This window comes from Pseudonocardia sediminis, assembly GCF_004217185.1.
Lineage (GTDB): Bacteria > Actinomycetota > Actinomycetes > Mycobacteriales > Pseudonocardiaceae > Pseudonocardia > Pseudonocardia sediminis.
On record NZ_SHKL01000001.1, the window covers coordinates 652,275 to 677,446 of the forward strand.

Sequence of the window (25,172 nt, forward strand, 5' to 3'; positions counted from 1 at the left end):
ACTCCACCCCGGACCACGGTGGCGTACCCGCTCAGGGAACGACGACCAGCAGACCGGGAGTGACCGCGCGTGAGTACGACCGAACAATCCGAGACCGGACGCCCCGACGCCGATCGGCCCGACACGTTCCAGCGCAGCCTCGCCCACTGGGCCGAGGAGGGCCGGGCCGGGATGGAGTCCTTCTACGCGCTGGCGTCGGAGGACTACCGGCAGATGGTGGCCGCCCGCAACTGGGCCGCCGACCTGCGCCGGGTCGCGCGTGACGGCCGGGTCCGCGCCCTCGACGTGGCGTGCGGTAGTGGCAAGTTCCCCGCCGAGCTGATGCGCCGCGGGCTGGACGACGCCCTGGCCGGGACGACCGTCGAGGTCGATCTCCTGGACCCGTCGGCGTTCTCGATCTCCGAGGCCCGCTCGGTGCTCGGCCCGCCGTTCGTCGCCGCCGCCGAGCACGAGGTCCGGCTGCAGGACCTCGACCCCTCCCACGGTGACTACGACGTCGCCTGGGCGACCCACGCCCTCTACGCGATCCCGCCCGCCGAGCTCGACGCCGGCGTCGCCCGGATGGTCGAGGCGGTGCGTCCCGGTGGGTTCGGTGCGGTCGTGCAGGCCACGACGACGTCGCACTACCTGCGGTTCGCCGAGCTGTTCCGCGCCGCGTACTCCCCGACGAGCACGCCGTTCACCAGCGCCGAGCAGGTCGCCGAGTCGCTGGTGGCGGCCGGTGTCACGCCGTCGGTGGGGATGCTGCGCTACACCGTGTCCAGCCCGAGCCGCGACGTCGTCGAGGGCTTCCTGCAGCGGTGCGCGTTCGACGACTCGGTCTCGCTGGAGACGATGGAGTCCGACGGCCCGCTGGGCGAGTACCTGGCCGGCTGCCGCGAACCCGGGGGCTACCGCTTCACCCAGGACGTCCACGTCCTGACCTGGGAGGCCTGAGCGTGCGGACCTCCCCGCCGAACCCGTACCTGTCCGATGCGACCGGAGCGGGCCCGGCCGAGGACGTCGGCACCGCCTGGGACGGCGACAACTCCGGGTGGTGGGACTGGTACATGTCGCTGGCCGACTCCGGGCCCGACACCTCCCCGCTCGTCGAACCGGAGGCGCACGACCCCGGCCCGCTGCCCACCGACGACGAGGTCGTCGCCGAGCTGGGGCGGGCCTACCCGGTGACGGACGAGATGATCGACGCGTTCGCGCAGGACGGCTTCGTCCGGCTGCCCGGCGTGCTCTCGCCCGGAGCGGCCGAGGTGCTGCGACGGCGGCTGGCCCGCCTGCTCGGCGAGGGTGGCGAGGGAGAGGGGCTGCGCAGCCGGGAGATGATGTGGCGGGAGGACCCGCTGGTGTGCGCCGCGGTGCTGTCCCCGCGGGTCGGCGGGATCTGCTCGGACCTGCTCGGTGCCCGTGACCTGCGGCTCTACCACGACAGCGCGCTGTGCAAGGAGCCCGGGACCGGCCGCACGCCGTGGCACTACGACGCCCACCACTTCCCACTGGACTCGACCGACGTGATCTCCACCTGGATGCCGCTGCAGCCGGTGCCGTCCGCGATGGGCCCGTTGACGTTCGCCCGCGGCATGCAGGCCTACAAGCTGGTCGCCGACGTGGCGTTCGACAAGCACGGCACGTCCTACGACCGCCGGGTCGCCGAGACGTTCCGCGACGCCGGGGTGGAGGTCGTCGAGGAGCCGTTCGCGGCCGGCGACGTCAGCTTCCACTCGACGCTGTGCTTCCACACCGCCGGCGCGAACCGCACCACGCGGCAGCGCATGGTGCTCGGCTCGACCTACTACGCCGACGGCGCGTCGATCATCGACCACCCGACGATGGTCAGCGGCGACTGGCGGCTGTTCGTCCCGGACACCTCCCCGGGCGAGCGCGCGGCGAGCGAGAACAACCCGGTACTGGCTCCGCCGGTGTAGGGCTGGGTTCAGCGCGCGTTGTGGAAGATGACGCCGAGGACGTTGCGCTCGCCGGTGTGCACCTCGCTCACCCCGTGGCGCATCTGCACCCGGTGGTACCCACGCGAGCCCTTGCGCGGGCGCTGCCGGACCGGGAACACGACCGCCTGGCCCTGCTGCGGGCGCAGCACCATCGGACGGGACTGCATGCGCGGCCGTTGCTCGACGAACACGCTCTCGCCGCCGGTGAAATCGTCGTCCGGGCGGCCCAGCATGACCAGGAACTGCAGCGGGAAGACCAGGTCGCCGTAGACGTCCTGGTGCAGGCAGTTGAAGCCGGTCGGGCCGTAGCGCAGCACCAGCGGGGTCGGCTTGTGCTGGCCCGCGTCGGCGCACTCGGCCAGGAACTCGTCGAGCGTGTCCGGGAACGTGCGCTCGCCGAGGATCTCCGCCCAGCCGTTCGCGACCCGCGCCAGGTGCGGGTAGACCTGCTCGCGCAACGTCTGGACCAGCGGCGGGAGCGGGTCGGCGAAGTAGCGGTAGCTGCCGATGCCGTAGGAGTGCCGCGCCATCACGACGGTGTTCCGGAACCGCGCGTCGTCGTCGAACAGCGCGGTCGTCTCCGCGCACTGCTCCGGGGTCAGGATCGGCGGGGTGATCGCCACGCCCGCGCCGTCGAGCTGCTCGCGGACGTCGGCCCAGTCCAGGTCGGGTAGGTCGGTCATGGTGGGTCCCAACACCGGCTCACGTCGATCGGTTGCGCTCCGGTGATCACCGGAGCGGTCCCGATCGTGGCCACCGGCGGCGTCGATCGGGACCCGGCCGCCGATCATCGCCGGTCGTTGACACCGGGTGCCGGTGCGACGAAGGATGCGGACCATGGCAGCGAGGGCGCCGCAGCGGCGCACAGGGTCCTGACCAGGTGTTCTCCCGCATCCTGATCGCCAACCGGGGCGAGATCGCCGTCCGGGTCGCCCAGACCGCCGCCGACCTCGGCATACCCACCGTCGCGGTGTTCGCCACCGACGACGCCGACGCCCCGCACGTCGCCGCCGCGGACACCGCCGTCGCGCTGGCCGGATCCGGACCCGCCGCCTACCTCGACGTCGACGACGTCCTGCGCGCCGCCGTCGGGTCCGGCGCCGACGCCGTCCATCCCGGCTACGGGTTCCTCAGCGAGAACGCCGCGTTCGCCCGGGCCTGCGCCGAGCAGGGCGTGACGTTCGTCGGCCCGCCGCCGGAGATCCTCGACGCGTTCGGTGACAAGACCCGCGCCCGCGCACTCGCCCGCGACGCAGGCCTCCCGGTGCTCGCCGGCACCGACGGTCCGGTCGACGCCGACGGCGCCGAGGCGTTCCGCACGACCCTCCCCGGCCCGGGTGCGGTGATGCTCAAGGCGATCGCCGGCGGCGGCGGACGCGGGATGCGACGGGTCACCGATCCGGCCGACCTGGCCGCGGCGCACGCCCGGTGCGCCTCCGAGGCCCGTGCCGCGTTCGGCGACGACCGGGTGTTCGCCGAGGAGCTGCTCCTCGGCGCCCGGCACGTCGAGGTGCAGATTGTTGGCGACGGCACCGGCGCGGTCGTCGCGCTCGGCGAGCGGGACTGCTCGGTCCAGCGACGGCACCAGAAGATCGTCGAGATCGCCCCGGCACCGGGCCTGCCCGGGTCCGTCCGCAGCGAGCTGCTGGCTGCGGCGGTGCGGCTGGGGGAGTCGGTGCGCTACGCCGGGCTCGGCACCGTCGAGTTTCTCGTCAATGGGGAGAGAATCGCGTTCCTGGAGGTCAACCCCAGGATCCAGGTCGAGCACACGATCACCGAGGAGGTCACCGGGATCGACCTCGTGGCCACCGGGCTGCGCCTCGCGGCCGGTGCGACGGTGGCCGAGCTGGGCCCGTTCCCGAAGCCGTCGGGCTCCGCGATGCAGCTGCGGATCACCTGCGAGACGACGAACCCGGACGGGACGACCACCCCGTCGGCCGGGACCCTGACCGCCTACGCGATGCCGTCCGGTCGCGGGGTCCGGGTCGACGGCGCCGGCTACCCCGGGTACCGGACGAGCCTGCGCTACGACCCGCTGCTGGCCAAGCTGATCGTCCATGACCGCTCGGCCGACCTGCCGGCGCTCGCCGCCCGCGCGACCCGCGCCCTGGCCGGGACCCGGATCGAGGGCGTCGGGACGAACCTCGACGTGCTGGCCGGGATCGTCACGCACCCGGCGTTCGTGGCGGGGGAGCTCACCACCGACTTCCTCGACGACCACCTCGCCGAGATCCTCGCCACCACCCGCCCGCACCGCTGGGTCGATACGGCGCCGGTCGCCGCTCCCGACGGTGCGGAGCGGCCCGCACCGGACGTCCCGGAGGACGCCGCCGCGCTGCGCGCCGAGCTGCCCGGCACCGTCGTCACCGTCGAGGTGGCGCCGGGCGAGGAGGTCCGGGCCGGCGCGACGCTGCTGGTGCTCGAGGCGATGAAGATGGAGCACGTCGTCGCCGCGCCGGTCGCGGGGACCGTGCGGGCGCTCGGGGTCGCGGCGGGGGAGACCGTCGCCGCCGGGGACGTCCTCGTCGTCCTCGACCCGGCCGACGGCGCCGCCGACGACGCCGTGGCCGTCGCCGAGGTCGACCTCGACCACCTGCGTCCCGACCTCGCCGAGGTCCTCGACCGGCACGCCCGGGGCCTCGACGACCACCGCGCCGACGCCGTGGAGAAACGTCGCCGCACCGGCCTGCGTACCGCGCGGGAGAACGTCGACGACCTCTGCGACGACGGCACGTTCGTCGAGTACGGCGCCCTGGCCATCGCCGCGCAGCGCCAGCGCCGCTCCCTCGACGACCTGGTCGAGCGCACGCCCGCGGACGGGATGCTCGCCGGCACGGCGACGGTCAACGCGGGGCTGGTCGGGAGTGAGAACGCGCGCGCCGTCGTCGTCGCCTACGACTACACCGTGCTCGCCGGCACCCAGGGCTTCACCAACCACAAGAAGAAGGACCGGATCTTCGAGCTCGCGCGACGGCGACGGCTGCCGGTCGTCGTCTACGCCGAGGGCGGCGGCGGGCGCCCCGGTGACACCGACGGCAGCTGGGCCTCGATGCTGGACGTGCCGGCGTTCGAGCTGTTCGCGAAGCTCTCCGGGTCGGTGCCGCTCGTCGGGGTGGTGGCCGGGCGGTGCTTCGCCGGCAACGCCGCGCTCGCCGGGATGTGCGACGTGATCATCGCCGTCGAGGGCGCGAACCTCGGCATGGGCGGGCCCGCGATGATCGCCGGCGGCGGGCTCGGCGACGTCACCCCGGACGAGGTCGGGCCGATGTCGGTGCAGGTCGGCAACGGCGTCGTCGACGTCCTGGTGCCCGACGAGGCCGAGGCCACCCGCGTCGCACGGGCGTACCTGAGCTACTTCCAGGGCACGGTCGAGGACTGGACCGCACCCGACCCGCGCGCGCTGCGCCACGTCGTCCCCGAGAACCGGGTCCGCGTCTACGACATGCGCGCCGCCGTGCACGGCCTCGCCGACGACGGCTCGGTGCTGGAGCTGCGACGCGCCTTCGGCGCCGGGATGATCACCGCGCTGATCCGGGTCGAGGGCCGCCCGATGGGGCTGATCGCGAACGACCCGACGCACCTCGGCGGCGCGATCGACGCCGACTCCGCCGACAAGGCCGCCCGGTTCCTGCAGCTCTGCGACGCGTTCGGGCTCCCGGTCGTGTCGCTGTGCGACACCCCCGGCTTCATGGTCGGGCCCGAGTCCGAGGCGCGGGCGACGGTGCGGCACTTCAGCCGGATGTTCGTCGTCGGGGCGAACCTGTCGGTGCCGATCGGGCTCGTCATCACCCGCAAGTGCTACGGCCTGGGCGGGCAGAGCATGTGCGGCGGGGACCTCAAGGCCGCGGCGTTCGCGGTGTCCTGGCCGACCGGCGAGCTCGGCGGGATGGGCCTGGAGGGTGCCGTCCGGCTGGGTTATCGCAAGGAGCTCGAGGCGGTCGAGGACCCCGAGGAGCGCCAGGCGCTGTTCGACAAGCTCCTGGCCGCGGAGTACGAGAAGGGCAAGGCCCTGTCCACCGCGCAGGTCTTCGAGATCGACGACGTCATCGACCCGGCCGACACCCGTCGCTGGATCGCCTCGTCGTTCCCGCCCGCGCCGGTGGGGGCGCACGCCCCGGCCGTGCGGCCGTTCGTCGACACCTGGTGAGTGTCGACCCCCGTCGGGCCGGCGCAACGCTGGACCGGGTCGTCCGTCGTCGCTCGACGTGACGTCTCGCGGGAGGTTGCCTCACGACGGGGTTAAACCCCACCACCAACGGTGGGCGCTCCTACCTCAGTAGTCACATCCGTACGTAGCGTCGCTCGTGTCCCAGTGGTTCACGCGAACGAGGCGGTCGAGCGGCCATGTCACGCACTGTTGCACGACGCATAGTTGTCACCGGAGTCGCGATGCTCACGACCGGGGTGATGTCACTGGCCGGGAGCGGGCCGGCGCCGGCGTATGCCGATGACGCTGCGTCGCCTCTCGCGTCCACCGCTCCGGGTGCGGCCGTCGCCCCGTTCGCTGCAGCGCCCGAGGACGACGAGCCGGTCGAGCCGACCCGCTCGCCCACGCCGCCGGCCGTCGAGCCGGCGGACCCGGAAGCGAAGATCGGCCCGATGCGCGCGGGCGACCCGCCCGTCCCCGCGCCGGTCGCCGATCCGAAGCCGGCCGCGCCCCGGTCGGGCACCCCGAAGTCGAGCACTCCGAAGCCGGTCACGCCCGAGCCCGCCGCCACCGAGCCCGCCGCCGGCGAACCCGCCGCCGAACCGGCACCCGACCAGCCCGCCGATCCGAAGCCGCCGACCCCGCCGGCCCCGAAGCCTCCGGTCCCGCCGAAGCCGCCCGCGACGCAGACCGAGGCGGCGAAGCGCTTCGGGTGGGGTGCGCCCGGCGCGGGAAGCGACGAGTTCAACTACACCGGCGCTCCCGACCCGGCCAGGTGGAGCCAGGCCGGTGAGTGCTGGGCCGGGCACGCCGGCAACGGCGGGCGCTGCGCCAGCAAGTCCCGTGTGGACGGTTCGAAGCTGGTGCAGACCGGCGCCGCGAACGGCGACACCGGCTGGATCGCGAGCCGGACGAACCAGAAGTACGGCCGCTGGGAGGCTCGCGTCCGCTCCGAGGCCACGGGGAGGAACAACGGCCGCCAGTACCACCCGCTGCTGATCATCTGGCCGGAGTCGGACCGGTGGCCGCAGGACGGCGAGTACGACTTCCTGGAGAACGGTGCACCCGGAGAGCCCTGCGCCGAGAGCTTCATCCACTACCCGCACAGCCCCGGCCCGACGCAGCAGATCTTCGCGAAGGAGAAGAACTGCGGCGCCCCGCTGACCGAGTGGCACAACGTCGCGTTCGAGTGGACCCCGGACCATGTGCGTGGCTTCATCGACGGCAAGCAGTGGTTCAGCTACTCCGGTGGCGCCCAGGGCGGACGCCGCGCGATCCAGGACATGCCGAGCGGGCACCTGACGATCCAGCTGGACAACTTCTTCGGCGGCAACATGCAGCCGGCGAGGTACGAGGTCGACTGGGTGCGGACCTACCCGTTGCGCTGACCTGCGGTTCGTGAATGTCGATCATCACTCGATCGGGTTGCATTCCCGTCTTTTCCCGAACTTGTCGTAGTCGATCTCCTTTTTCGAGTAACTCGACCGTGCGGGTGCTCGTTGCATCGATCACAGAGCGCGATTGTCCGGCGTTGTGATCATGTGGAGGGAATCGGATGGGTGTACACGACAGGATGAGCACGGCGACGAGATCACGGGCGGGACGTGTGGCCGCCGTCGGCGCCGCGGTCCTGGTCCTGGGCGTCGGGGGCTGGTCCGCCGCCTCCGCCGCACCTGCCGTTCCGTCCCTGCCGGTGCCGATCCCGTCGTTGCCCCTCCCGGTGCCCGGGCAGACCTACGTCACCCCGACCGACCTGCACGGTTTCGCCGGGACGGACGATCGCATCGGCGGTGCGCGGGAGTTCACCGACGCGCTGGGGGCGCCTCCGCTCGGCGGCACGGACGCTCTGAGGCTGACCACTCCGACCGGTGACGACAAGATCACGTTCTTCACGACGGAGCAGGCCGGTCCTCTGGCGAAGTTCACGTCCAGCAGCTACTACGCCAAGCGTGACGTCTCGTCGACGGGCAATCCCGTGCAGTTCCCGTCGTTCCAGATCCCGGTGGACAAGAACGGTGCGACTCTCGAGACGGGCGATTTCTCGACCCTGACCTTCGAGCCCGTCTATCAGACCGGCGCGAATGCGAACCAGACGGCGGGAACCTGGAACAGGTACGACACCGGCGCCGGTCTGTTCTGCAGCACCCGCCAGATCGGTGGCTTCGAGGCCAACCAGACGCGGTGCGACAACAACGGGCTGAAGACGCTGGCCGAGATCATCGCGGCCAACCCCGGCATCACCGCGCTCTCCGCCGGGATCAATCAGGGGAGCGGTAACGGCGGCCTGATCTCCGCCGTGGATCTGCTGCAGGTCGGGACGACCACCTACAACTTCGAGCGGACGGCACCCGTCACACCGCCGACGCCGGGCGAGCCGCCGAACTGCGAGCCGCCCGAGGGCGAGCACCCCGGAGAGTGGGGCCACGACGAGCACCCGAAGGGTGACCACGCGAAGGGTGACCACGGCAAGGGTGGACCCGCCGAGGGTGATCACCCCGAGGGCGACGCGCCGAAGCACGACGGGCCGAAGGGCGAGCACCCGCACGAGGACCAGCCGAAGGGCGAGTGCGGCACCAGCTGACACTCCACGGACGAAGCCCCGCTGTCGACGCCCGTGCCGGGTGCCGACGGCGGGGCTTCGTCGTCGGGGAGGTGCCCGAACCGGATCAGCCCTCGGAGCGGTCGTCGTCGTGCTCGGTGTCGACGACCTCCTCGGACATGTGGACACCGTCGGTGTCCGGGCTGACGTCCACGGCGGTGTTGCTCTGAGCGGTGGGCACGCGCCCGCTCTCCGGGTCGGCCGCGCCGGTCTCGGAGGACTCGGTGGTCTCGGTCGGGTTCGCTGCGGTCTTGTCTCCCTGGCTCATGGGCGTGGTTACCCCACCGGCGGGCATCCATGTCCCGGACCGACAACGACACACCCCGAACGAGTCACCCGCGCCGCGGGCCCGCTGGTCCCCCGCCGAGCCGGTCGCCCGAGATCGGGCGTCGCAAGCGGCGGTGCAAGTCGGCTGCATGTGGGTGGTTCCACGATCGGCGTCGTCGTCAGATCGGGTCCGGCCACGGTGGCCGGGAACCGGGGCGACCCGACCCCGAGGAGCACCCACCATGCGTACCCGCACCCTGATCGTCGCCCCGCTCGCCGCGTTCGCCCTGATGGCCCCGCTCGCGGCCTGCGGCGACGCGTCGGAGGAGGTGGTCTGCGCCGTCGTCGAGTCCGACGGCGACGACTACGTCCGCGTCCCCGACGAGTCCTGCCCGCCGGCGGGCGCGCCGGCCGCGGCGTCGGGCCCGCTGTGGGTCTACGGCTCGGACCTCGACGCCGACGACGGCGGGCACATCTCCTCGGCGAAGGCTCACCGGACGCCGAAGCCGGGTGCCCGGACGACCGTGGCCCCGCGACCGGCGACGAGCAGCTCGAAGGCCCCCGCGACGACGTCGGCGAAGAAGACCACGACGTCCCGGTCGACGACGACGAAGCGCTCGAAGTGACGGGTGACCGATGAGTTGTGCGCGGCCCGCCGGTCCACCGTGCACCACCCGAGCGACGAGGAGACCACAGTGACCGCCACGACCCAGGGCGCGTACGCCGCCGTCAACGGCCTGCAGATGTACTACGAGGTGCACGGGACCGGGCGGCCGCTGGTCCTGCTGCACGGCGGGGTCCTCACGTTCGACCTCTCGTTCGCGGCGATCCTGCCCGCCCTCGCCGAGCGCCGGCAGGTGATCGGGGTGGAGTTGCAGGGCCACGGCCACACCGCCGACATCGACCGGCCGCTGCAGCTCGACCTGCTGGCCTCCGACGTGGTCGCGCTCCTGGACCACCTCGGCATCGAGCGCGCCGACGTGTTCGGTTTCAGCCTCGGCGGGCTCGTCGCGACGGAGGTCGCGGTGCGGTACCCGGAGCGGGTCGGACGTCTGGTGCTGGCGGCCGTGCACTTCCGCCCCGACGGCTACCACCCCGAGATCCAGGACCCGGCCCAGGACTCACCGCGCCTGCCCACCGCCGACGACTTCGAGCAGATGCAGGCCGCCTACGCCGCCGTGGCCCCCGACCCGGAGGGCTTCTTCCCGTTCCTGGAGAAGGCCCAGCCGCTGGTCTCGGACTTCCGGGGGTGGTCCGACGACGAGCTGCGCTCGATCACCGGCCCGGTCCTGCTCGTCATCGGCGACACCGACTTCGTCCGGATCGAGCACGCGGCGGAGATCCACGCCCTCCTCCCGGACGCCCGCCTGGCCGTCCTGCCGGGGTGTACGCACATGGAGGTCGTGCGCCGCCCGGACCTGATGACGGTGGTGGAGCCGTTCCTCGCCCGAGGCGGGGCCGGTTGACCGGTCACACGTCCCGATCGGGTACGAGTGCGACGGTCGGGGACTGCTCGGGCCGGCGTGAGATCGGTGGTCAGCAGCGTCGCCCCGATCCGGCGCGCGAGAACGACGTAGAGCGCATCCCGCGCGGCGACGTCGTTCCGGACCGACCAGGGTCGCCCTGGCCTCGCTCGCGTGGATCGCGTTCGCCGTCGCGACCGGGGCGGTCGGCGTCGTCTGACGCCGTGCCGGAGCTCCTACTCGACGGTGATCCGGCCGCCACGGCGCAGGACCCGCCCGACGGCCAGCGGCAGGAACCGGGCGTAGGCGCGGACCAGCATGTCGTAACCGGGGATGTGGCCGTGGTAGCCGAACAGGCCCCGCGGGCCCTCGACCATCACGCCGTCGGTGACGTCGTAGCGGGCACCGTGCCACGGGCAGACCAGGCAGCCGTCGGCGTCGACGTGGCCGTCGCTGAGATCGGCGAGCTGGTGACGGCAGCGCCGGCCGACGGCGAAGTCCTCACCCTCGCTGCGGCCGACCGCCCAGCCGCCGAGACGGCGGACGTCGGCGGGGGTGGTGGGGTTCTCGGAGAGCGACTCGGTCATCTCGTCCTCGGTTCGTGGTGGTGGCGGTGTCGAGAAGGGCAGGACGGTCAGGGCAGGGTCCGGGTGGCGATGTTGCCGCGGCGCAGCAGCGCCGAGACCTCGGCGAAAACGGTGCGCGGCCGCAGCGCGGGGCTGGAGGTGGACGCGCCGTCGGCCATGCCCTCGACGACCTGGGTGAGCGCGGCGCGGGCGTCCACCGTGGGCGCCCAGCCCAGCTCGGTGCGGGCGCGGGTGCAGTCCATCAGCGGGATCGCGAACGCCAGGTCGATCCAGCCCGGGTCGAGCGGCTGGAGCCCGGCACGCCACGCCAGGTCGGCGGCGGCCCGCAGGGCCGCCTTCGGCACGTGCACCGGGCGGGCGCCGAGGACCTCGGCGATCAGGTCCCGGGTGACGGGCGGGTCGGCGGCCAGGTTGAACGCACCGGTCGCGCGCTGGTCGAGGACGCGGGCGAACGCGTCGGCGACGTCGTCGGTGTGCACGATCGGCACGACGAGGTCCTCGTCCAGCGGCAGCACGGGGACGTGGCGCAGCAGCGCGGACGGCAGCAGCGCCGGGACCCCGTAGCGCAGCAGCGCGCTCCCGGCGTCGCGCTGCACGATCAGCCCGGGACGCATCCGCGCGACCGCGGTGCCGTCGGGCCGGCGGCGCTCGTGGTCGTCGAGCAGGCGTTCGGCGGCGACCTTCTCGCGGCTGTAGGGCAGCGAGTCGATGCCCTCGGTGGGCCACGCCTCGGCGACCCGCTCCTGTCCGCCGGGGGAGTACGCGCCGACCGAGGACATGTGCACCAGGTGCGGGACGCCCTCGGCCTGCACGGCCTCGATCACCGCACGGGTGCCGCCGACGCCGAGCCGGTCGAGGTAGTTCACGTCGCGCGAGGGCTGGAACCCCCAGGCCAGGTGCACGACGGCGTCCGCGCCTCGCACGACCGGGCGCAACGCGTCGAGGACGCCCCGTCCCGCGAGGTCGAGCGAGGTCCAGCCGACGCCGGCGTAGGGCCCGGCGTCACCCGGCGGGCGGCGGCACACCCCGAGCAGCTCGTGCCCGTGTCCGCTCAGCCGCCGCAGCAGGGCGGTGCCGACGTTGCCGCTGGCTCCGGTGATGACGATCCGCACGGTGGGTCTCCTCCGGGCTCGATGCCGGGGGACTCCGACGGCGGCAGCATGCCCGGCGCGGGCGCGCGGAAACCCGGTCGGGAGACGCGCGCGATTTGCGCGGTTCCTCGGCGGCGGTCACGCTGTGCAGCCTCACCGCCCGTCGACGGTCCCCGTCGGTGGTCGGAGCGGGCGTCCCGGAACCCGACGCCGGCCCAGAACTGTCCTGGCCGCCGTCCGGAATCGAGGTCATGCCGTGCCGCATCCCCGGGCCGTGCCCGAGGTGCTCGCCTTCCTCCGCGACCTCGAGCCGTCGGTGCGGCTGGTCGCCGGGGCGGCGGGCCGTGCCGGTGCCATGGCGGGTGTCGTCGGCGGGGTGACGCTCGACAGCGGAGCGGTCCGCCCCGGCGACCTGTTCGCCGGGCTACCGGGCGGGCACTGCCACGGCGCTGCCTACGCCGGTGCGGCCGCGCGGGCGGGGGCGGGGGCGGGGGTCATGCTCAGCGACCGCGCCTCGCCCGAGCTGCCCTGCATCGTTGTCCCCGACCCGCGACGGGTGCTGGGCCCGCTTGCGGCCTGGCTGCACGGGCACCCGTCACGGGCCCTGGCCGTGCACGGGGTGACCGGCACGAACGGCAAGACCAGCACGACCCACCTGATCGCGGCCGGTCTCGCCGCGGCCGGACGGCGCACCGGGCTGGCCAGCACGCTCGAGGTCCGGGCCCCGGACCTGGGACGCCCCGCCGAGCGCACCACGGCCGAGGCCCCGGACCTGCAGGCCTTCCTCGCGGGGTGCCGGGCCGCGGGGGCCACCGACGTCGCGCTGGAGGTCTCCAGCCACGGGATCGCCCTGGACCGCGTCACCGGCGTCCGGTTCCGCACCGCGGTGTTCACCAACCTCAGCCCCGACCACCTCGACCTGCACGGCGACCTCGACGGCTACTACGCGGCCAAGGCCGCGCTGTTCACCCCGGAGCGCTGCGAGCTCGCGGTCGTCGGCGTCGACGACGCGTTCGGGCGGCGTCTCGCGCGGACCACCCGGTGTCCCGTGGTCACGGTGTCCGGGGAGGGCGGGGCGGCCGACTGGCGGGCCCGCGACGTCCGCGCGACCGTCACCGGCACCGCGTTCCGGCTGACCGGGCCCGGCGTCGACCGCGAGGTCTCGCTCGCCCTGCTCGGCCCGCACCAGGCGTCCAACGCCCTGGCCGCGGTCGCCGCGCTCGTCTCGACCGGCCTCGACGTCGACGACGTCCTGGCCGGGATCGGGACGTTCCCCGCCCTGCCGGGGCGCCTGGAGCGGGTCGATGCCGGGCAGCCGTACCTGGCGCTCGTCGACTTCGCGCACAACACCGGCGGGCACCGGCGCCTGCTGCCGTTCCTCCGCTCGCTCACCGCGGGCCGCCTGGTCGTGGTGATGGGGGCGACCGGGCAGCGCGATCCTGGAAAGCGGGCGGCGCTGGGCCGGTGTGTGGCCGAGCGCGCCGACGTCGTCGTGGTCACCGACGAGAGCCCCCACGGCGACGACCCGGCGATGCTGCGACGCGCGGTGGCCGACGGCGCCCGCGCGGTCCGCGGCGCGCAGGTGGTCGAGTGCGCCGACCGGGCCGAGGCGATCGCCGTCGCGGTGGCCGAGACCGGGCCCGGTGACGTCGTGGTCGTGGTCGGACGCGGCGCCGACCAGACGCTGGTCACCGGCGGCGACGTCCGGTGGTTCGACGACCGCGTCGCCCTGCGCGCCGCGGTGCTGGACCGGGAGGACGCCGGCGATGTGCCCGCGTGCGGCTGACCCGGCCGACTCCACCCTGCTCCGGGCCGGAGGGTCGGTCGCGGTCGCGACCCTGGTCAGCCGCGCGACCGGATTCGTCCGGACGCTCGCGATCGTCGCGACGATCGGGCTCGGCCTGGTCAACAGCTCCTACACGGTGGCGAACACCCTGCCCACCAGCATCTACCAGCTCCTGCTCGGCGGGGTCCTGACGTCGGTGGTGGTGCCGGTCCTGGTCCGCGCCGCACGCGAGGACGGCGACGACGGCGAGGCCTTCGCCCACCGTCTGCTGTCCGTCGCCGCGGTCGGGCTCGGGGTGGCGACGGTGCTCGCGACGGCCGCCGCGCCGTGGCTCGTCGGGCTCTAGCTGACCTCCGACGACCCGGCCGGCGCCCGTCTCGCCGTCGCGTTCGCCTACCTGCTGCTGCCCGAGATCTTCTTCTACGGGATGGGCGCGGTGTTCGGGGCGATGCTCAACGCCCGCGGTGTGTTCGGTCCGGCGGCGTGGGCGCCGGTGCTCAACAACGTCGTCGTCCTCGCCGCGCTGGGCGTGTACTGGCTCCTTCCCGCGCCGCCGTCCGGGATCAGCACCGCCCAGCTGCTGGTGCTGGGGATCGGGACGACGCTGGGCATCGTCGTGCAGGCCGCCGCGATCGTCCCGGCCCTGCGCCGCACCGGGTTCCGTTGGTGCTGGCGGTGGGGCTGGGACCGGCGGCTCACGGCGTTCGGCGGGCTGGCCGCGTGGGTCGTGGGGTACGTGCTGATCAGCCAGGTCGCGCTCGCGGTCACCAACCGGGTCGCCTCGGCCGCCGACGACGCCGCGATCGCGATCTACGCCAACGCCTGGCTGCTCATCCAGGTCCCCTACGGCATCCTCGGGGTCTCGCTGCTCACCGTGCTGATGCCGCGGATGAGTGCCGCCGCGGCGGACGGCCGGACCGACCGGGTCGTCGCCGACCTCTCGCTCGGCAGCCGCCTGTCCGCGGTCGCCCTGCTCCCGATCAGCGCCGTGCTGACGGTGTTCGGACCCGCACTGGGCACGGCCCTGTTCTCGGTCGGCCGGTCCGGGGGAGACGGAGCCGCGCTGCTCGGCCAGACGCTCGCGGTGTCGGCGTTCGGGCTGCTGCCGCTGGCCGTGGTGATGCTGCAGCTGCGGGTGTTCTACGCCCTGGCCGACGCCCGCACCCCGACGTTCGTCATGGTCGTGATGACGGTGGTCAAGGTGCCGTTGCTGCTGGCCGTCCCGGCGGTCCTGCCGCCTGAGCGGGTCGTGCTCGGGCTCGCCGCGGTGAACGCCGCCGGGTTCGTCGTCGGGGCCGTCGTCGGCGCGGTGTGGCTGAGCGTCCGGCTCGGCCGGCTCGACACCGTCCGGGTGGTCCGGACGTCGTGGCGGACCGGCGTCGCGTCGGTCGCCGGGGCGGTGCTGGCGCTGCTCGCCATGACCGGCGCCGACCGGCTGCTCGGGATCCCGCCCCTGGGTCAGGCGTGGCTGGACCTGCTCGCGGGGTCGGCCCTGGCCCTGGTGCTGGCAGTGCTCGGGATGCGGCTGCTGCGCGTCCACGAGCTGGACGACGTGCTCACCCGGTTCCGCTGACGGGCCCGGTCGTGTGGGGACCGGGCCCGTCGTACGGGGTCAGAGCCGGCGGACCGGCAACGAGACCCCGCTGATCGTGACGACCCCGCGCTCGAGGTCGAGGAACGCCGACCCGCCGACGACGGCGAGCAGCGGGATCAGGGCCTGGATGTCGCGCGGGTGGGCGATGCCCACGACCTCCAGCGCACCGTCGTCGAGGAGGATCGAGAGCGCGAACGTGCCCGGGACGCCGTCGCCGTTGTCGCGCCAGTGCGCGTGCAGCTGCGAGACCTGCCGGACGGCGATCGCCGGTTCGGTGCCGGTCACGGGCTACTTCAGCCCGCGCAGCAGCAGGACCTCGCGCTGGGTGTCCCAGTAGAAGCTCTTGCCCGCCAGGAATTCGACGATCAGTACCTTGGCCGCCTCCGCCGACGGACGGATCAACGCCTCTTCCGCGCCGTCGTCGAGAATCAGCTGAAAGGAGAACTTGCCCGGCTCGCCGTCCCCCTGCTCGCTCCAGTTCGCGTGCAGATCGGTGACCTGGCGGATGCCGATCGAACTCTGTTCCGTGCTCGTCATGAGAATCTCCCGATCGGGTTCTGTGGTCAGCTGCGGGCGGCGGGTGGGGTGAACTCGACGCGCCCGAAGATGAGCACGCGGTTCACGGTGTCGAAGAACACCGTGCTGGTCAGGGCCAGCAACTGCAGGACGACGAAGCTGTCGTCGGCCACCGGGCGGATGATCGCCTCCTGGGCGCCGTCGTCGAGGATCAACTGGAACGAGAACTTTCCGTCGGTCCCCTCACCCTGCGCACTCCAGTTCGAGTGCACATTGGTCACCTGACGCACGGCGAGGCCGTTCTGATCGTCCACCATCGACTGGACTCCTTTGTCGGAAGAATCGCGACCGGCCCGCGACAGGGCGACGACGGGCTCGCCGGAACGCGATTCCTAGCCGATACCCCTCACGGATCCGGATATGCACCGGCGACCGCGAATTCGTCCACCGTCGCCCTCACGCGGAGGGGCGACACCGCCGCGCAGCGCGTCGTGGAGCCGGTCGAGGCGCGCCCGGTGGTCGCCGGCCAGATCGTCCGGCGAGGCGCCCGCGGGGAGCCGAGATCCCCGGGGTCGACCTGCCGATGCCGGCCGCGTTCCTCGGCCGGGTACAGGGCCTCTGCCACTTCGATACCATCGGGTACTCAGTACCCTTCAGTATCAGTCGACCATGGAGCCGCGCCGGTGCCGGCCCGGCTTCCGGAGCACGGGGTGTGTGCAGTGAACGTGGGTGATGCCGCCGCGATCCACGACGTGATCGCCGCCGACGCCCTCCGGCGGACGACCGACCCGGAGGCCGAGCTCACGATCTGGTGGCGCCGCCACTGCGATCGGCGCCGGCACGAGCGGACGACCGGTCCGGGCAGCCGATCGGAGGGGACCCGCAACCATGGCTGACGACAGATCGCCGGCGTCGGCGGAGGAGAGCGACGTCGACTGGTTCGACCCGGCCGGGCAGCAGCTCGAGCACGCCCACCCGGCGCGTGACGAGGCACTGCCGCCCGGTAGCAACCGGGCGCGTGAGCAGGGCTGTGTCTGCTCGGTCCTGGGCAACGCCGCCTACCGGGTGGGCGCGGCGGAGCACCCGCTCATCGACCCGGAGTGCGAACGTCACTGAGACCGGCGGCCCTCACACGTCGGAGAAGGACATCGCGGTCAGCTCCTCGGACAGGCGCCAGATGCGCCGGGCGTCGTCGGAGGACCGCAGCGGGGAGTAGAGGGTCTGCTCCGCGGGAGGACCGCCGACGTGCCCGGGACCGCTCGGGCCGTAGAGCCGGGCGCCGCCGGCGTCGGGGGACGTCGCGGCGAGGAGGGCGGGGAAACCCGCGGTCTCGGCCGTCCCGACCAGGATGCCGTGGCGCGACAGGGCGCCGATGACCCGCCGGCCCAGGGTCTGGCGGGAGCGGCCCAGATCGCTCCGCGCGGCGAGCAGGTTCGTCGGGGCGACCCCGGGGTGGGACAGGTTGCTCGAGATGCCCCAGCCCTGCGCCCGGCTGCGCCGGTCGAGCTCGAGACCGAACAGCCCGAACGCGATCTTCGACTGGCGGTAGGCGCGCATGCCGTCGTAGGAGCGTTCCCAGTTCGGGTCGTCCCAGTGGACCGCGCCGCTGCTCGCCGCGACGCTGACCTGCGAGGTCACCCGGGCCCGCCCGGACCGCAGCGCCGGCAGCAGGTGCGCCACCAGGGCGAAGTGCCCGAGGTGGTTCGTCCCGAACTGCAGCTCGAAACCGTCGGCGGTGCTCTGCCGGTCCGGCGGCGTCATCACACCGGCGTTGTTGACCAGGATGTGGATCGGCCGGTCCTCGCCGAGCAGCGTCTCGCCGAGTGCCGCGACCGACCGCAGTGAGGACAGGTCGAGCTCGCGCAGCGACACGTCGGCGCCGGGAGTGTGCCGGCGGATGTGGGCGAGCGCATCCTCGCCCTTGCGCGGGTTGCGGACGGGCAGGACCACCTCGGCCCCGGCGGCGGCGAGCCGGGTGGCGATACCGAGACCGACCCCGTCGCTCGCCCCGGTGACGACGGCGCGCCGCCCGGTGAGATCGGGGACGGTGATGGTGGGTGTGCGTGGCACGGGTCCTCCTGAGGCTTCGGTGTGCCCCCGACACTGGCCGGTCCGCGGACCGGCATCCACGGCCTCCCGATCCGTGGCTCACGGCGGGTGAAGGGGCGGATCGGCGATCCGTCGCTCGGCTGCACACCGCCGCGGTAGGAAGGAGGCGGCGTCGGGAACCGGAGGAGACAGCGTGATCGATCGCAGTGGTCTGGCCGAGTTCCTGCGACGACGGCGGGAGTCGATGCAGCCCGAGGACGTCGGCCTCCCGCGCGGGCGCCGCCGCCGGACCGCCGGGCTCCGCCGCGAGGAGATCGCGGCGCTCTGCCACATGTCGGCCGACTACTACGCCCGGCTCGAACGCGAACGCGGCCCGCACCCGTCGGAGCAGATGCTGGCCTCGATCGCCCAGGGCCTGCACCTCTCCCTCGACGAGCGCGACCATCTGTTCCGCCTCGCCGGACAGCACCCGCCGCTCCGCGACTCGGCGAGCGAGCACATCGGCCCCGGCCTGCTCCGCATCCTCGACCGCCTCGCCGACACCCCGGCCGAGATCGTCACCGAGCTGGGGGAGACGCTGCGGCAGAGCCCGCTGGGCGTCGCCCTGACCGGCGACACCACCGGTTACACCGGCCCGTCGCGCAGCCGCGGCTACCGGTGGTTCGCCGACCCGTCCACGCGGGAGCTCTACGCGCCGGAGGAGCACGCGTTCCTCTCCCGGCTCTACGCCTCGGGACTGCGGGGACTCGTCACGCTGCGCGGGCCCGGCTCCCGCGCGGCGCACCTGGCCGACCTCCTGCTCGACGGCAGCGCCGAGTTCCGCGCGCTGTGGGACGAGCACGAGATCGGACTGCACCCGCACGACGTCAAGCGACTCGTGCACCCCGAGGTCGGGCGGCTGGAGCTGCACTGTCAGACGCTCGTCGACCCGCAGCAGTCGCACCTGCTGTTCGTCTACACCGCCGCGCCGGGCAGCGAGACCCACGAGAAGCTGCAGCTCCTGTCCGTCATCGGGGCCCAGACCCTCGCGGCGGGGCCGGAGCCCAGATCGGGGTAGACGATCACCCCCTGGGCGGGAGGGATCGGCCGGCGATCCGGCCTAGCGTCTCCGCGCATGACCGACATCGACGTGGTTGTGGTGGGCGCCGGGATGGCGGGGGTGGTCGCCGCGCGTCGTCTCCGTGCGCGCGGTCTGTCCGTCGTCGTGCTGGAGTCCGACGGGCACACCGGCGGGCGGATCCGCACCGAGCGCCGGCCGGGTCTGCGCCTGGAGCACGGCGGGATCTTCCACACCCGCGGCTACCGGGCGATGGCCCGCCTGCTGCGCGAGACCGGCCTGGACGGCGACACCGTCGCCGTCCCCACCGGCTTCCACACCGGGCTGCGCCGCAAGGGCGAGTGGCACCACGTCGACTACGGCTCGGTCCCCGGCCCGCTGCGCACCTCGGCCCTGTCGGTCGGGGACAAGGCGTCCGTCCTGCGTGCCGCCGGGCCGATCCTGGCGTCGAGGCCGAAGGACCTCGGCGACCTCGTCTCGTTCGCCCGCCGCGACACCCGGGCGGTCACCGACGGGCTCACCGACACCGCAGGACGGTGGTTCACCGCCGCGCCGCACGAGTTCCTCTGGGGCGTCCCGAGCGACCGGCTCTCCGCGGCGATGCTCGCCCTGCAGCTGCACGTGTTCACCGGTGAGCTGCGCGAGATCGACGGCGGCGCGGACCGGCTGGTCACCGCGCTCGCGGACGGGCTCGACATCCGTCACGGCACGCCGGTCGAGCACGTCGAGGACACCGGGGACGGCGTCGTGGTGCACGCACGCGGCGAGCAGATCGCCGCGCGCAGGGCGGTCCTGGCCTGCCCGGCCGACGTGACCGCCCGGATCTGGACGCAGGCCCCGCCCGCCGTCGCCGAGCACCTGACGATCGGGTACTCCCGCATCGACTACGCCTACCTGCGCACACGCGAGGCGGTGACGCTGTCGGCCCAGGGACGTCCGGTCGGCATGGAGGTCGTGACCGACCCGGAGGTCGGCGAGTCCACGATGGGCGGCATCTACCTCGCGAACAGCTGGGCCGAGCAGGGAGGGCTCCTGCTGGTCACCGCCGCCCGGCGGGCCCGCGCCGAGTCGATCGACGACGACGAGCTGGCCGACCGCCTGCAGTCCGACGTCGAGAAGTACCACCCCGAGGTCGTCGGACAGATCACCGAACGGGTGGTGATGCGCCACCAGCCCTACACGCCCACGTTCGGGCCCGGCACGATCCGCCGTCTCGCGGCCGCCCGCGAGGTCCTTCCCGCCGGCAACGTCGACCTGGCCGGTGACCACATGACCGCGCCGTGGGTCGAGGGCGCCGTCCGCAGCGGCGAGCAGGCGGCCGGCCGCATCGCCGAGCGTCTGCGCCCCTGACCGCGATCCGGGGCCGACACCACCGGCGGGCGCTCGTCCACCACCGGCAGCCCGATCGGGGCCTCCCCGTCGGGTTCGTCCTGGTCGGACGCTTCTAGGCTGTTCGCGTGATCGAGTCGCAAGTTCGGGGCCGGGTGGTGGTACCGGCCATGGTGGCGGCGGGTCCCGCGCTGCTCGTCGGTGCCGGCCTGCTGCTGTTCGGCCCGGCCGGACTCGACGACTCCTACATCACCTTCGGCGTGGTGGACCGGCTGCTCGCGACCGGGGCGATCGCGAACTACAACGGAGACCCGGTCGAGCAGTCGTCGAGCCTGCTCCACGTGCTCGTACTGGCCCTGGTCACGGTCGTGACGTCGTTGCCGGTCCCGGTCGTCGGGCTGGTCGTCGGGGTGCTGTTCGGCGCCGCGACGACGGTGCTCGCCGCCGTGCTCGCGGAGCGGATGCACCCGGGGTCGGCGGTGCCGAGCTCCCTGATCGTCGGTACCGGGGCCTATCTCGTCCACTGGTCCTTCGGCGGGCTGGAGACGTCCCTCGCCGCGTTCGTCCTGCTCCTGGCCGGTCTCGTGACGGTGCGCGCACTGGAGCGGGGCATCGATACGGGTGTGCTGGTGGCGTTCGCCGTCGTGGTGCTCGCCCAGACGCTCGTCCGCCCCGAGGCCGGGCTCGTGCTCGTCGCCGGCCTGATCGGTACGGGGGTCCTCCTGTGGCGGCGGCCGGACGCCGTCCGGCGGGTCGCGGTGCTGGTCGCCGTGGCGGCGGCCGTCGGCGTCGCGGTCGCGCTGGTCCGGTGGGGCTGGACGGGGTACCCGGTCCCGCAGCCGGTCGTGGCGAAGACCGGCGGGCCGATGCTCGAGGCGGCCCAGCGTGGGCTGACCTACGCCGACCGGTGGCTCCTGCCGCCGTTCATGCTGGTCGTCATCGCGGTGGCCGTCGTGGGCGCGTTCCTGCTGCGCGGCCGCCGTCCGGCCGTCGAACCGGTGCTGTGGGCGTTCGCTCTGGCCGGGGTGGCGGCGGCGGTGTTCTCGGGCGGGGACCTGATGATGGCCGGACGGCTGTTCGTCCCGTCCGTCGCCGTGCTCGGGCTGCTCGCCGGCGTCGGATTCACGCGGGCCGCCGAGCGGTACGGCCGCCGGGCCGGGGCCGTGCTCGCGGTGGTGCTGATCGCAGCCCAGGGGCTCGGCCTGGCGCAGACCACGCTGTACGACTCGGCGGGGCAGCCGGCCTGGGCACCCGACCTCGTCGTGCCCGGCGCGCCCGCCGGTCTCGACCCGCCGTGGGTGGAGCGCCGCAACCGGGTGCACCTGCGCGACGCCGCGTTCATCCCCGTGGTGTCCGCCGAGATCGACCGGTTGCGGGCGAAGCTCGGCCGCCCCGTGCTGGTCGGGGGAGGGCAGGCCGGGATGGTGATGCGCTACCTCGCCCTCGACGACCCCGACCGTCTCCGCTACATCGACACGAACCGTCTCGCCGGCAACGAGCTCGCCCCGTGCGACGCGTTCACGGCCCACACCCCGATCGGCGCACACCTGTCCTACCGGGACTGGATGGCCTCGCCCACCCGCTGCGGGACGCCGGAACCGGACCTGATCTTCGACCTCCGACCGGTCCGCGACGAGCTGCTCGCGACCGGTCGATACGTGCTCGTCCACGAGCAGGCCGATCCGGTGCTTCCGCCGGGAGCGAACGTGGTCACCGGTACCGAGCGCGTCACGGGGCAGTTCTTCGCCGTCCGGACCGACCTGTTCGACGGCGAGCTGCCGAACGGCTGATCCGCGTCCGTCGGCCGACGACGTCCGCGACGGGGCGGGTGTCCGACCGCGCGACGTCCCGGCCGGCGGTCCATCATCGGAAGCCGGGTCGCCGGCCCGACCGTCGACATCAGGAGCGCCCGTGCCCTTCGCCGCCCGTGCCCGGGACCGGATTCGTGCCTGGGAGCGCCGCACCCGCCCGCGTGACCCCGAGACCGACGCGGCGCTGGCCCGGAGGTGGGCCGAGCTGCCCGTCTCCGCCCGGACCCCGGCCCAGGTGCTGGGCCGGTTCGGGACCGGCTGCGAGGGAACGCACGGCGTCTTCCCGGCGTGCGACCTGGCCTGCACCCCCTGCTACCACTCCCGGGACGCGAACCGGGTGCGTACCGACGGTGCGCACACCCGTCGCGAGGTGACCGCCCAGATGGCGCTGCTGCGGCGCCTGCGCGGGCCGCGGGCGCACGCCCAGCTGATCGGCGGTGAGGTCACGTTGCTGGCACCGGACGACCACGCCGCGGCGTTGGCGATCATGCGCGAGCACGGCCGGGAGCCGATGAGCATGAGCCACGGCGACCTCGACGACGACTACCTGCCCCGGCTGGTGCGCGGGCCGGAGGGGCGGCGCCGGCTGCGCCGGGTGTCGTTCGCCGGGCACTTCGACTCGCAGATGTTCGGTCGTCGCGGCATCCCGCGCCCGCCGGACGAGGCGTCGCTGCATCCGTACCGGCGCCGGTTCGTCGAGCGGTTCGACCGGCTGCGCCGCGAGCACGGGGTGCGCTCGTTCCTGGCGCACACGATGACCGTCACACCCGCGAACGTCGGGCAGGTCGCCGAGGTGGTGGCCGAGGTGGGACGGATGGGGTTCGGGATGCTGTCCTTCCAGCCGGCGGCCTTCGTCGGCGACGACCGCCGCTGGCGGGACGGGTACCGCGGCGAGGACGTCGGCGCGGACGCGGTCTGGGCGCAGATCGAGCGCGGCGCCGGCACGCGGCTGGACCACCGGGTCGTGCAGAACGGGGACCTGCGCTGCAACCGCACCGCCTACGGCTTCTATCTCGGCGATCACTGGTATCCCGCCCTGGACGGCGACGATGCCCGTGACCTGGCCGTCCGCGACGCGTTCCTGACCCACTGCGCGGGCATCGGGTTCGGCGGCACCCCGCCGGTCGTGGTCGCCGCGCGATTGCTGCGGCTGGCGCTGGGCCGGCCGTCGCTCGTGGCGGTCGCCGCCGGGTGGGCGGCGCGCGCGGTACGGCGGGCCGGCGTGCGGAACCTCCTACGGCACCGTCCACGGCCGGTGACGTTCGTGATGCACCGCTTCATGGACGCCGACGAGGTGGCCCCGGCGTGGGAGCTGACCTCCCGTGGCGAGGTCAGCGAGGATCCTGACGTGCGCGGCGTGCAGGAACGGCTCGCGGCCTGTCACTACGCGATGGCCCACCCGGAGAGCGGGACGCTGGTGCCCGCCTGCGTGCAGCACGCGGTCCTCGACCCCGGGGAGAACGCGCGGCTGCGGACGTTGCTGCCCCTGGTCGACGTCCGGTCGCGCCGATGAGCCGGGTACCGGACCTGCTCGTCGTGGGCGGCGGCAGCGCCGGGCTGGTCGGCGCGCGGACCGCGGCCTCGTTCGGGGCCTCGGTGCTGCTGGTGGAGGCCGCACGCACCGGCGGGGACTGCCTCTGGACGGGCTGCGTGCCCAGCAAGGCCCTGCTCGCGGCCGCGTCCGCCGCCGCCGACGCCCGCGCGGCGGCCCGGCTCGGTGTGCACGTGGACGGCGTGCGGATTGACCTCGCCGCCGTCCGCGCCCACGTCGACCACGCCCGACGGACGATCGAACCGGTCGACTCCGCCGAGTCGCTCGCGGCGGCCGGGGTCACCGTCCGCCGCGCCACGGCCCGGCTGACCGGGCCGGACACCGCGACGGTCGACGGCGAGCCGGTCCGGTTCCGCCGGGCACTGATCGCCACCGGGTCGTCCCCGCTGCTGCCGGGCATCCCCGGCCTGGCCGACGCCGACCCTCTGACCACCGACACCGTGTGGGACGCGCTCACCGAGCTGCCGGACCGCTTGGTGGTCCTGGGCGCCGGCTCGGTGGGGTGCGAGCTGGCTCAGGCGCTGGCCCGGCTCGGGGTGGCGGTGAGCCTCGTCGAGGCCGCGCCGCGGCTGCTGCCGGGCGAGGATCCCGACGCCTCCCGGGTGCTCGCCGCCGCCCTGCGCGCCGACGGCGTCGAGGTGCACACCGGCCGCGCGGTGAGCGCGGTGGAAGGCTCCGGCGCCACGGCCCGGGTGCTGCTCGACGGCGGCGAGCGGCTCGCCGCGGGCCGGGTGCTCGCCGCGTTCGGACGCCGCCCGGACACCGCGGCGCTGGACCTCGCGTCCGCCGGGGTGGCACTAGACGAGCAGGGGTGCGTCCGCGTCGACGAGCAGCTGCGCACGACGAACCCGCGGATCTGGGCGGCCGGCGACGTCACCGCGCACCCGCGGTTCACCCACGTCGCGGGCGTGCACGGCTCCACGGCGGCGACCAACGCCGTGCTGGGCCTGCGCCGCCGTGCCGAGACGGTGGTGCCGCGGGTGACGTTCACCGCCCCGGAGGTCGCCTCCGTCGGGGCGGCGCCCGGAGCGAAGGGCACCACCGTGCAGACCCGTGACCACGACGAGGTGGACCGCGCCGTGACCGACGGCGACACCACGGGGTTCGCCCGGCTGGTCGTCGACCGGCGCGGCCGGGTCGCCGGAGCCGTCGTGGTCGGACCCCGCGCGGGAGAGGTGCTGGCCGAGCTGACCCTCGCCGTCCGGCACGGCCTTCGCACCCGGGACCTCGCCGGGACCATGCACCCCTACCCGACCCACGGCGACGCGCCGTGGAACGCCGCGATCGCCGACGTCCGCACGCAGCTGGGCCGAGGTCCGGTCCGGGCCGCGGTGCGGCTCGTGATGCGGGGCCGCCGGCTCTGGGTGTCCCGCCGCCGCTAACG

At 73.9% G+C, this 25,172-nt stretch carries 23 protein-coding genes and 1 pseudogene; 16 read left to right on the forward strand and 8 right to left on the reverse strand.

From position 1 onward, the window contains the following. The first annotated feature begins 69 nt into the window (after positions 1-69). Together EV383_RS03195 and EV383_RS03200 are read left to right on the forward strand one after the other, a co-directional pair. The gene (locus EV383_RS03195; protein WP_130288529.1) at positions 70-936 is read left to right on the forward strand and encodes a class I SAM-dependent methyltransferase; all 867 of its coding nucleotides are present in this window, start codon (positions 70-72) and stop codon (positions 934-936) included. A gap of 2 nt (positions 937-938) precedes the next feature. Next, positions 939-1,919: a phytanoyl-CoA dioxygenase family protein gene (locus EV383_RS03200; RefSeq protein WP_130288530.1), complete on the forward strand. Its 981-nt coding sequence runs from the start codon at positions 939-941 to the stop codon at positions 1,917-1,919. A gap of 8 nt (positions 1,920-1,927) precedes the next feature. Here EV383_RS03200 and EV383_RS03205 read toward each other — a convergent pair whose 3' ends face one another. Further along, positions 1,928-2,623 (reverse strand): 2OG-Fe(II) oxygenase, encoded by a 696-nt coding sequence (locus EV383_RS03205; RefSeq protein WP_130288531.1) that lies wholly within the window; start codon positions 2,621-2,623, stop codon positions 1,928-1,930. A 197-nt stretch (positions 2,624-2,820) separates the two neighbouring features. On the opposite strand from EV383_RS03205, the gene EV383_RS03210 reads away from it, so the two are divergent. The 3 genes from EV383_RS03210 (at position 2,821) to EV383_RS03220 (ending at position 8,668) form a co-directional block, all read left to right on the forward strand. Further along, on the forward strand, positions 2,821-6,087 hold the full coding sequence (locus EV383_RS03210) for an acetyl-CoA carboxylase family protein (protein WP_130288532.1): 3,267 nt from the start codon (positions 2,821-2,823) through the stop codon (positions 6,085-6,087). 242 nt (positions 6,088-6,329) lie between these two features. Continuing rightward, positions 6,330-7,475 carry a glycoside hydrolase family 16 protein gene (locus tag EV383_RS03215; RefSeq protein WP_130288533.1) on the forward strand — a complete coding sequence of 382 codons (1,146 nt, stop codon included), beginning with the start codon at positions 6,330-6,332 and terminating at the stop codon, positions 7,473-7,475. Between the two features lie 185 nt (positions 7,476-7,660). Then, entirely contained in the window at positions 7,661-8,668 is a 1,008-nt protein-coding gene (locus EV383_RS03220) for a hypothetical protein (RefSeq protein ID WP_130288534.1), read from the forward strand. Positions 8,669-8,753: 85 nt separating this feature from the next. Here EV383_RS03220 and EV383_RS03225 read toward each other — a convergent pair whose 3' ends face one another. Further along, positions 8,754-8,954 (reverse strand): hypothetical protein, encoded by a 201-nt coding sequence (locus tag EV383_RS03225; RefSeq protein WP_130288535.1) that lies wholly within the window; start codon positions 8,952-8,954, stop codon positions 8,754-8,756. 241 nt (positions 8,955-9,195) lie between these two features. Here EV383_RS03225 and EV383_RS03230 point away from each other — a divergent pair, with 241 nt between their 5' ends. Both EV383_RS03230 and EV383_RS03235 read left to right on the forward strand, forming a co-directional pair. After that, positions 9,196-9,579: a hypothetical protein gene (locus tag EV383_RS03230; RefSeq protein WP_130288536.1), complete on the forward strand. Its 384-nt coding sequence runs from the start codon at positions 9,196-9,198 to the stop codon at positions 9,577-9,579. 69 nt (positions 9,580-9,648) lie between these two features. Next, entirely contained in the window at positions 9,649-10,419 is a 771-nt protein-coding gene (locus EV383_RS03235; protein WP_207223417.1) for an alpha/beta fold hydrolase, read from the forward strand. Between the two features lie 233 nt (positions 10,420-10,652). On the opposite strand, the gene EV383_RS03240 is transcribed toward EV383_RS03235, so the two are convergent. Then, positions 10,653-11,003, reverse strand: coding sequence for a Rieske (2Fe-2S) protein (locus EV383_RS03240; RefSeq protein WP_130288537.1), 351 nt, complete (start codon positions 11,001-11,003; stop codon positions 10,653-10,655). Between the two features lie 47 nt (positions 11,004-11,050). Then, positions 11,051-12,115, reverse strand: a complete 1,065-nt coding sequence (locus EV383_RS03245; protein ID WP_130288538.1) for an NAD-dependent epimerase/dehydratase family protein — start codon at positions 12,113-12,115, stop codon at positions 11,051-11,053. Between the two features lie 235 nt (positions 12,116-12,350). Between EV383_RS03245 and EV383_RS03250 the strand changes: the two genes are divergently transcribed. Together EV383_RS03250 and murJ are read left to right on the forward strand one after the other, a co-directional pair. After that, entirely contained in the window at positions 12,351-13,880 is a 1,530-nt protein-coding gene (locus EV383_RS03250) for a Mur ligase family protein (RefSeq protein ID WP_207223418.1), read from the forward strand. Continuing rightward, a pseudogene (gene murJ, locus EV383_RS03260) lies at positions 13,861-15,453 on the forward strand (murein biosynthesis integral membrane protein MurJ). Before EV383_RS03250 ends, murJ begins: the two are co-directional and overlap by 20 nt. Positions 15,454-15,492: 39 nt before the next feature. Here the strand turns inward: murJ and EV383_RS03265 are convergent. From EV383_RS03265 to EV383_RS03275, 3 genes are read right to left on the reverse strand one after another with little or no spacing between them, the layout of a single operon-like run. Continuing rightward, a complete protein-coding gene (locus EV383_RS03265) occupies positions 15,493-15,759 on the reverse strand; it encodes a hypothetical protein (protein ID WP_130288541.1) in 267 nt (88 codons plus the stop codon). Positions 15,760-15,762: 3 nt separating this feature from the next. Next, positions 15,763-16,011, reverse strand: coding sequence for a hypothetical protein (locus EV383_RS03270; protein WP_130288542.1), 249 nt, complete (start codon positions 16,009-16,011; stop codon positions 15,763-15,765). Positions 16,012-16,037: 26 nt separating this feature from the next. Further along, complete coding sequence (locus EV383_RS03275) at positions 16,038-16,307, reverse strand: hypothetical protein (RefSeq protein WP_130288543.1); 270 nt, start codon at positions 16,305-16,307, stop codon at positions 16,038-16,040. Positions 16,308-16,709: 402 nt separating this feature from the next. Between EV383_RS03275 and EV383_RS31000 the strand changes: the two genes are divergently transcribed. Together EV383_RS31000 and EV383_RS03280 are read left to right on the forward strand one after the other, a co-directional pair. After that, the gene (locus EV383_RS31000; protein WP_165438217.1) at positions 16,710-16,886 is read left to right on the forward strand and encodes a hypothetical protein; all 177 of its coding nucleotides are present in this window, start codon (positions 16,710-16,712) and stop codon (positions 16,884-16,886) included. Further along, a complete protein-coding gene (locus EV383_RS03280) occupies positions 16,879-17,106 on the forward strand; it encodes a hypothetical protein (RefSeq protein WP_130288544.1) in 228 nt (75 codons plus the stop codon). Before EV383_RS31000 ends, EV383_RS03280 begins: the two co-directional genes overlap by 8 nt. A 12-nt stretch (positions 17,107-17,118) precedes the next feature. On the opposite strand, the gene EV383_RS03285 is transcribed toward EV383_RS03280, so the two are convergent. After that, positions 17,119-18,060 (reverse strand): SDR family oxidoreductase, encoded by a 942-nt coding sequence (locus tag EV383_RS03285; protein ID WP_130288545.1) that lies wholly within the window; start codon positions 18,058-18,060, stop codon positions 17,119-17,121. Positions 18,061-18,232: 172 nt separating this feature from the next. On the opposite strand from EV383_RS03285, the gene EV383_RS03290 reads away from it, so the two are divergent. From EV383_RS03290 to EV383_RS03310, 5 genes are all read left to right on the forward strand, one after another. Beyond that, a complete protein-coding gene (locus EV383_RS03290) occupies positions 18,233-19,096 on the forward strand; it encodes a helix-turn-helix transcriptional regulator (RefSeq protein WP_130288546.1) in 864 nt (287 codons plus the stop codon). A 57-nt stretch (positions 19,097-19,153) separates the two neighbouring features. Beyond that, on the forward strand, positions 19,154-20,446 hold the full coding sequence (locus EV383_RS03295; protein WP_130288547.1) for a flavin monoamine oxidase family protein: 1,293 nt from the start codon (positions 19,154-19,156) through the stop codon (positions 20,444-20,446). 107 nt (positions 20,447-20,553) lie between these two features. Continuing rightward, positions 20,554-22,215, forward strand: a complete 1,662-nt coding sequence (locus EV383_RS03300; protein ID WP_130288548.1) for a hypothetical protein — start codon at positions 20,554-20,556, stop codon at positions 22,213-22,215. A 121-nt stretch (positions 22,216-22,336) separates the two neighbouring features. Beyond that, complete coding sequence (locus EV383_RS03305) at positions 22,337-23,749, forward strand: radical SAM domain-containing protein (protein WP_130288549.1); 1,413 nt, start codon at positions 22,337-22,339, stop codon at positions 23,747-23,749. Continuing rightward, on the forward strand, positions 23,746-25,170 hold the full coding sequence (locus EV383_RS03310; RefSeq protein ID WP_130288550.1) for a dihydrolipoyl dehydrogenase family protein: 1,425 nt from the start codon (positions 23,746-23,748) through the stop codon (positions 25,168-25,170). The genes EV383_RS03305 and EV383_RS03310 overlap by 4 nt, the downstream gene beginning before the upstream one ends. Positions 25,171-25,172: the final 2 nt, after the last annotated feature.

Excerpts from the sequence above, each read along its gene's own strand:
- EV383_RS03205 (WP_130288531.1), bottom strand. The coding sequence starts at position 2,623 with ATGACCGACCTACCCGACCTGGACTGGGCCGACGTCCGCGAGCAGCTC.
- EV383_RS03215 (WP_130288533.1), top strand. The coding sequence starts at position 6,330 with ATGCTCACGACCGGGGTGATGTCACTGGCCGGGAGCGGGCCGGCGCCG.
- EV383_RS03220 (WP_130288534.1), top strand. The coding sequence starts at position 7,661 with ATGAGCACGGCGACGAGATCACGGGCGGGACGTGTGGCCGCCGTCGGC.
- EV383_RS03225 (WP_130288535.1), bottom strand. The coding sequence starts at position 8,954 with ATGAGCCAGGGAGACAAGACCGCAGCGAACCCGACCGAGACCACCGAG.
- EV383_RS03230 (WP_130288536.1), top strand. The coding sequence starts at position 9,196 with ATGCGTACCCGCACCCTGATCGTCGCCCCGCTCGCCGCGTTCGCCCTG.
- EV383_RS03240 (WP_130288537.1), bottom strand. The coding sequence starts at position 11,003 with ATGACCGAGTCGCTCTCCGAGAACCCCACCACCCCCGCCGACGTCCGC.
- EV383_RS03270 (WP_130288542.1), bottom strand. The coding sequence starts at position 16,011 with ATGACGAGCACGGAACAGAGTTCGATCGGCATCCGCCAGGTCACCGAT.
- EV383_RS03275 (WP_130288543.1), bottom strand. The coding sequence starts at position 16,307 with ATGGTGGACGATCAGAACGGCCTCGCCGTGCGTCAGGTGACCAATGTG.
- EV383_RS03280 (WP_130288544.1), top strand. The coding sequence starts at position 16,879 with ATGGCTGACGACAGATCGCCGGCGTCGGCGGAGGAGAGCGACGTCGAC.
- EV383_RS03295 (WP_130288547.1), top strand. The coding sequence starts at position 19,154 with ATGACCGACATCGACGTGGTTGTGGTGGGCGCCGGGATGGCGGGGGTG.
- EV383_RS03310 (WP_130288550.1), top strand. The coding sequence starts at position 23,746 with ATGAGCCGGGTACCGGACCTGCTCGTCGTGGGCGGCGGCAGCGCCGGG.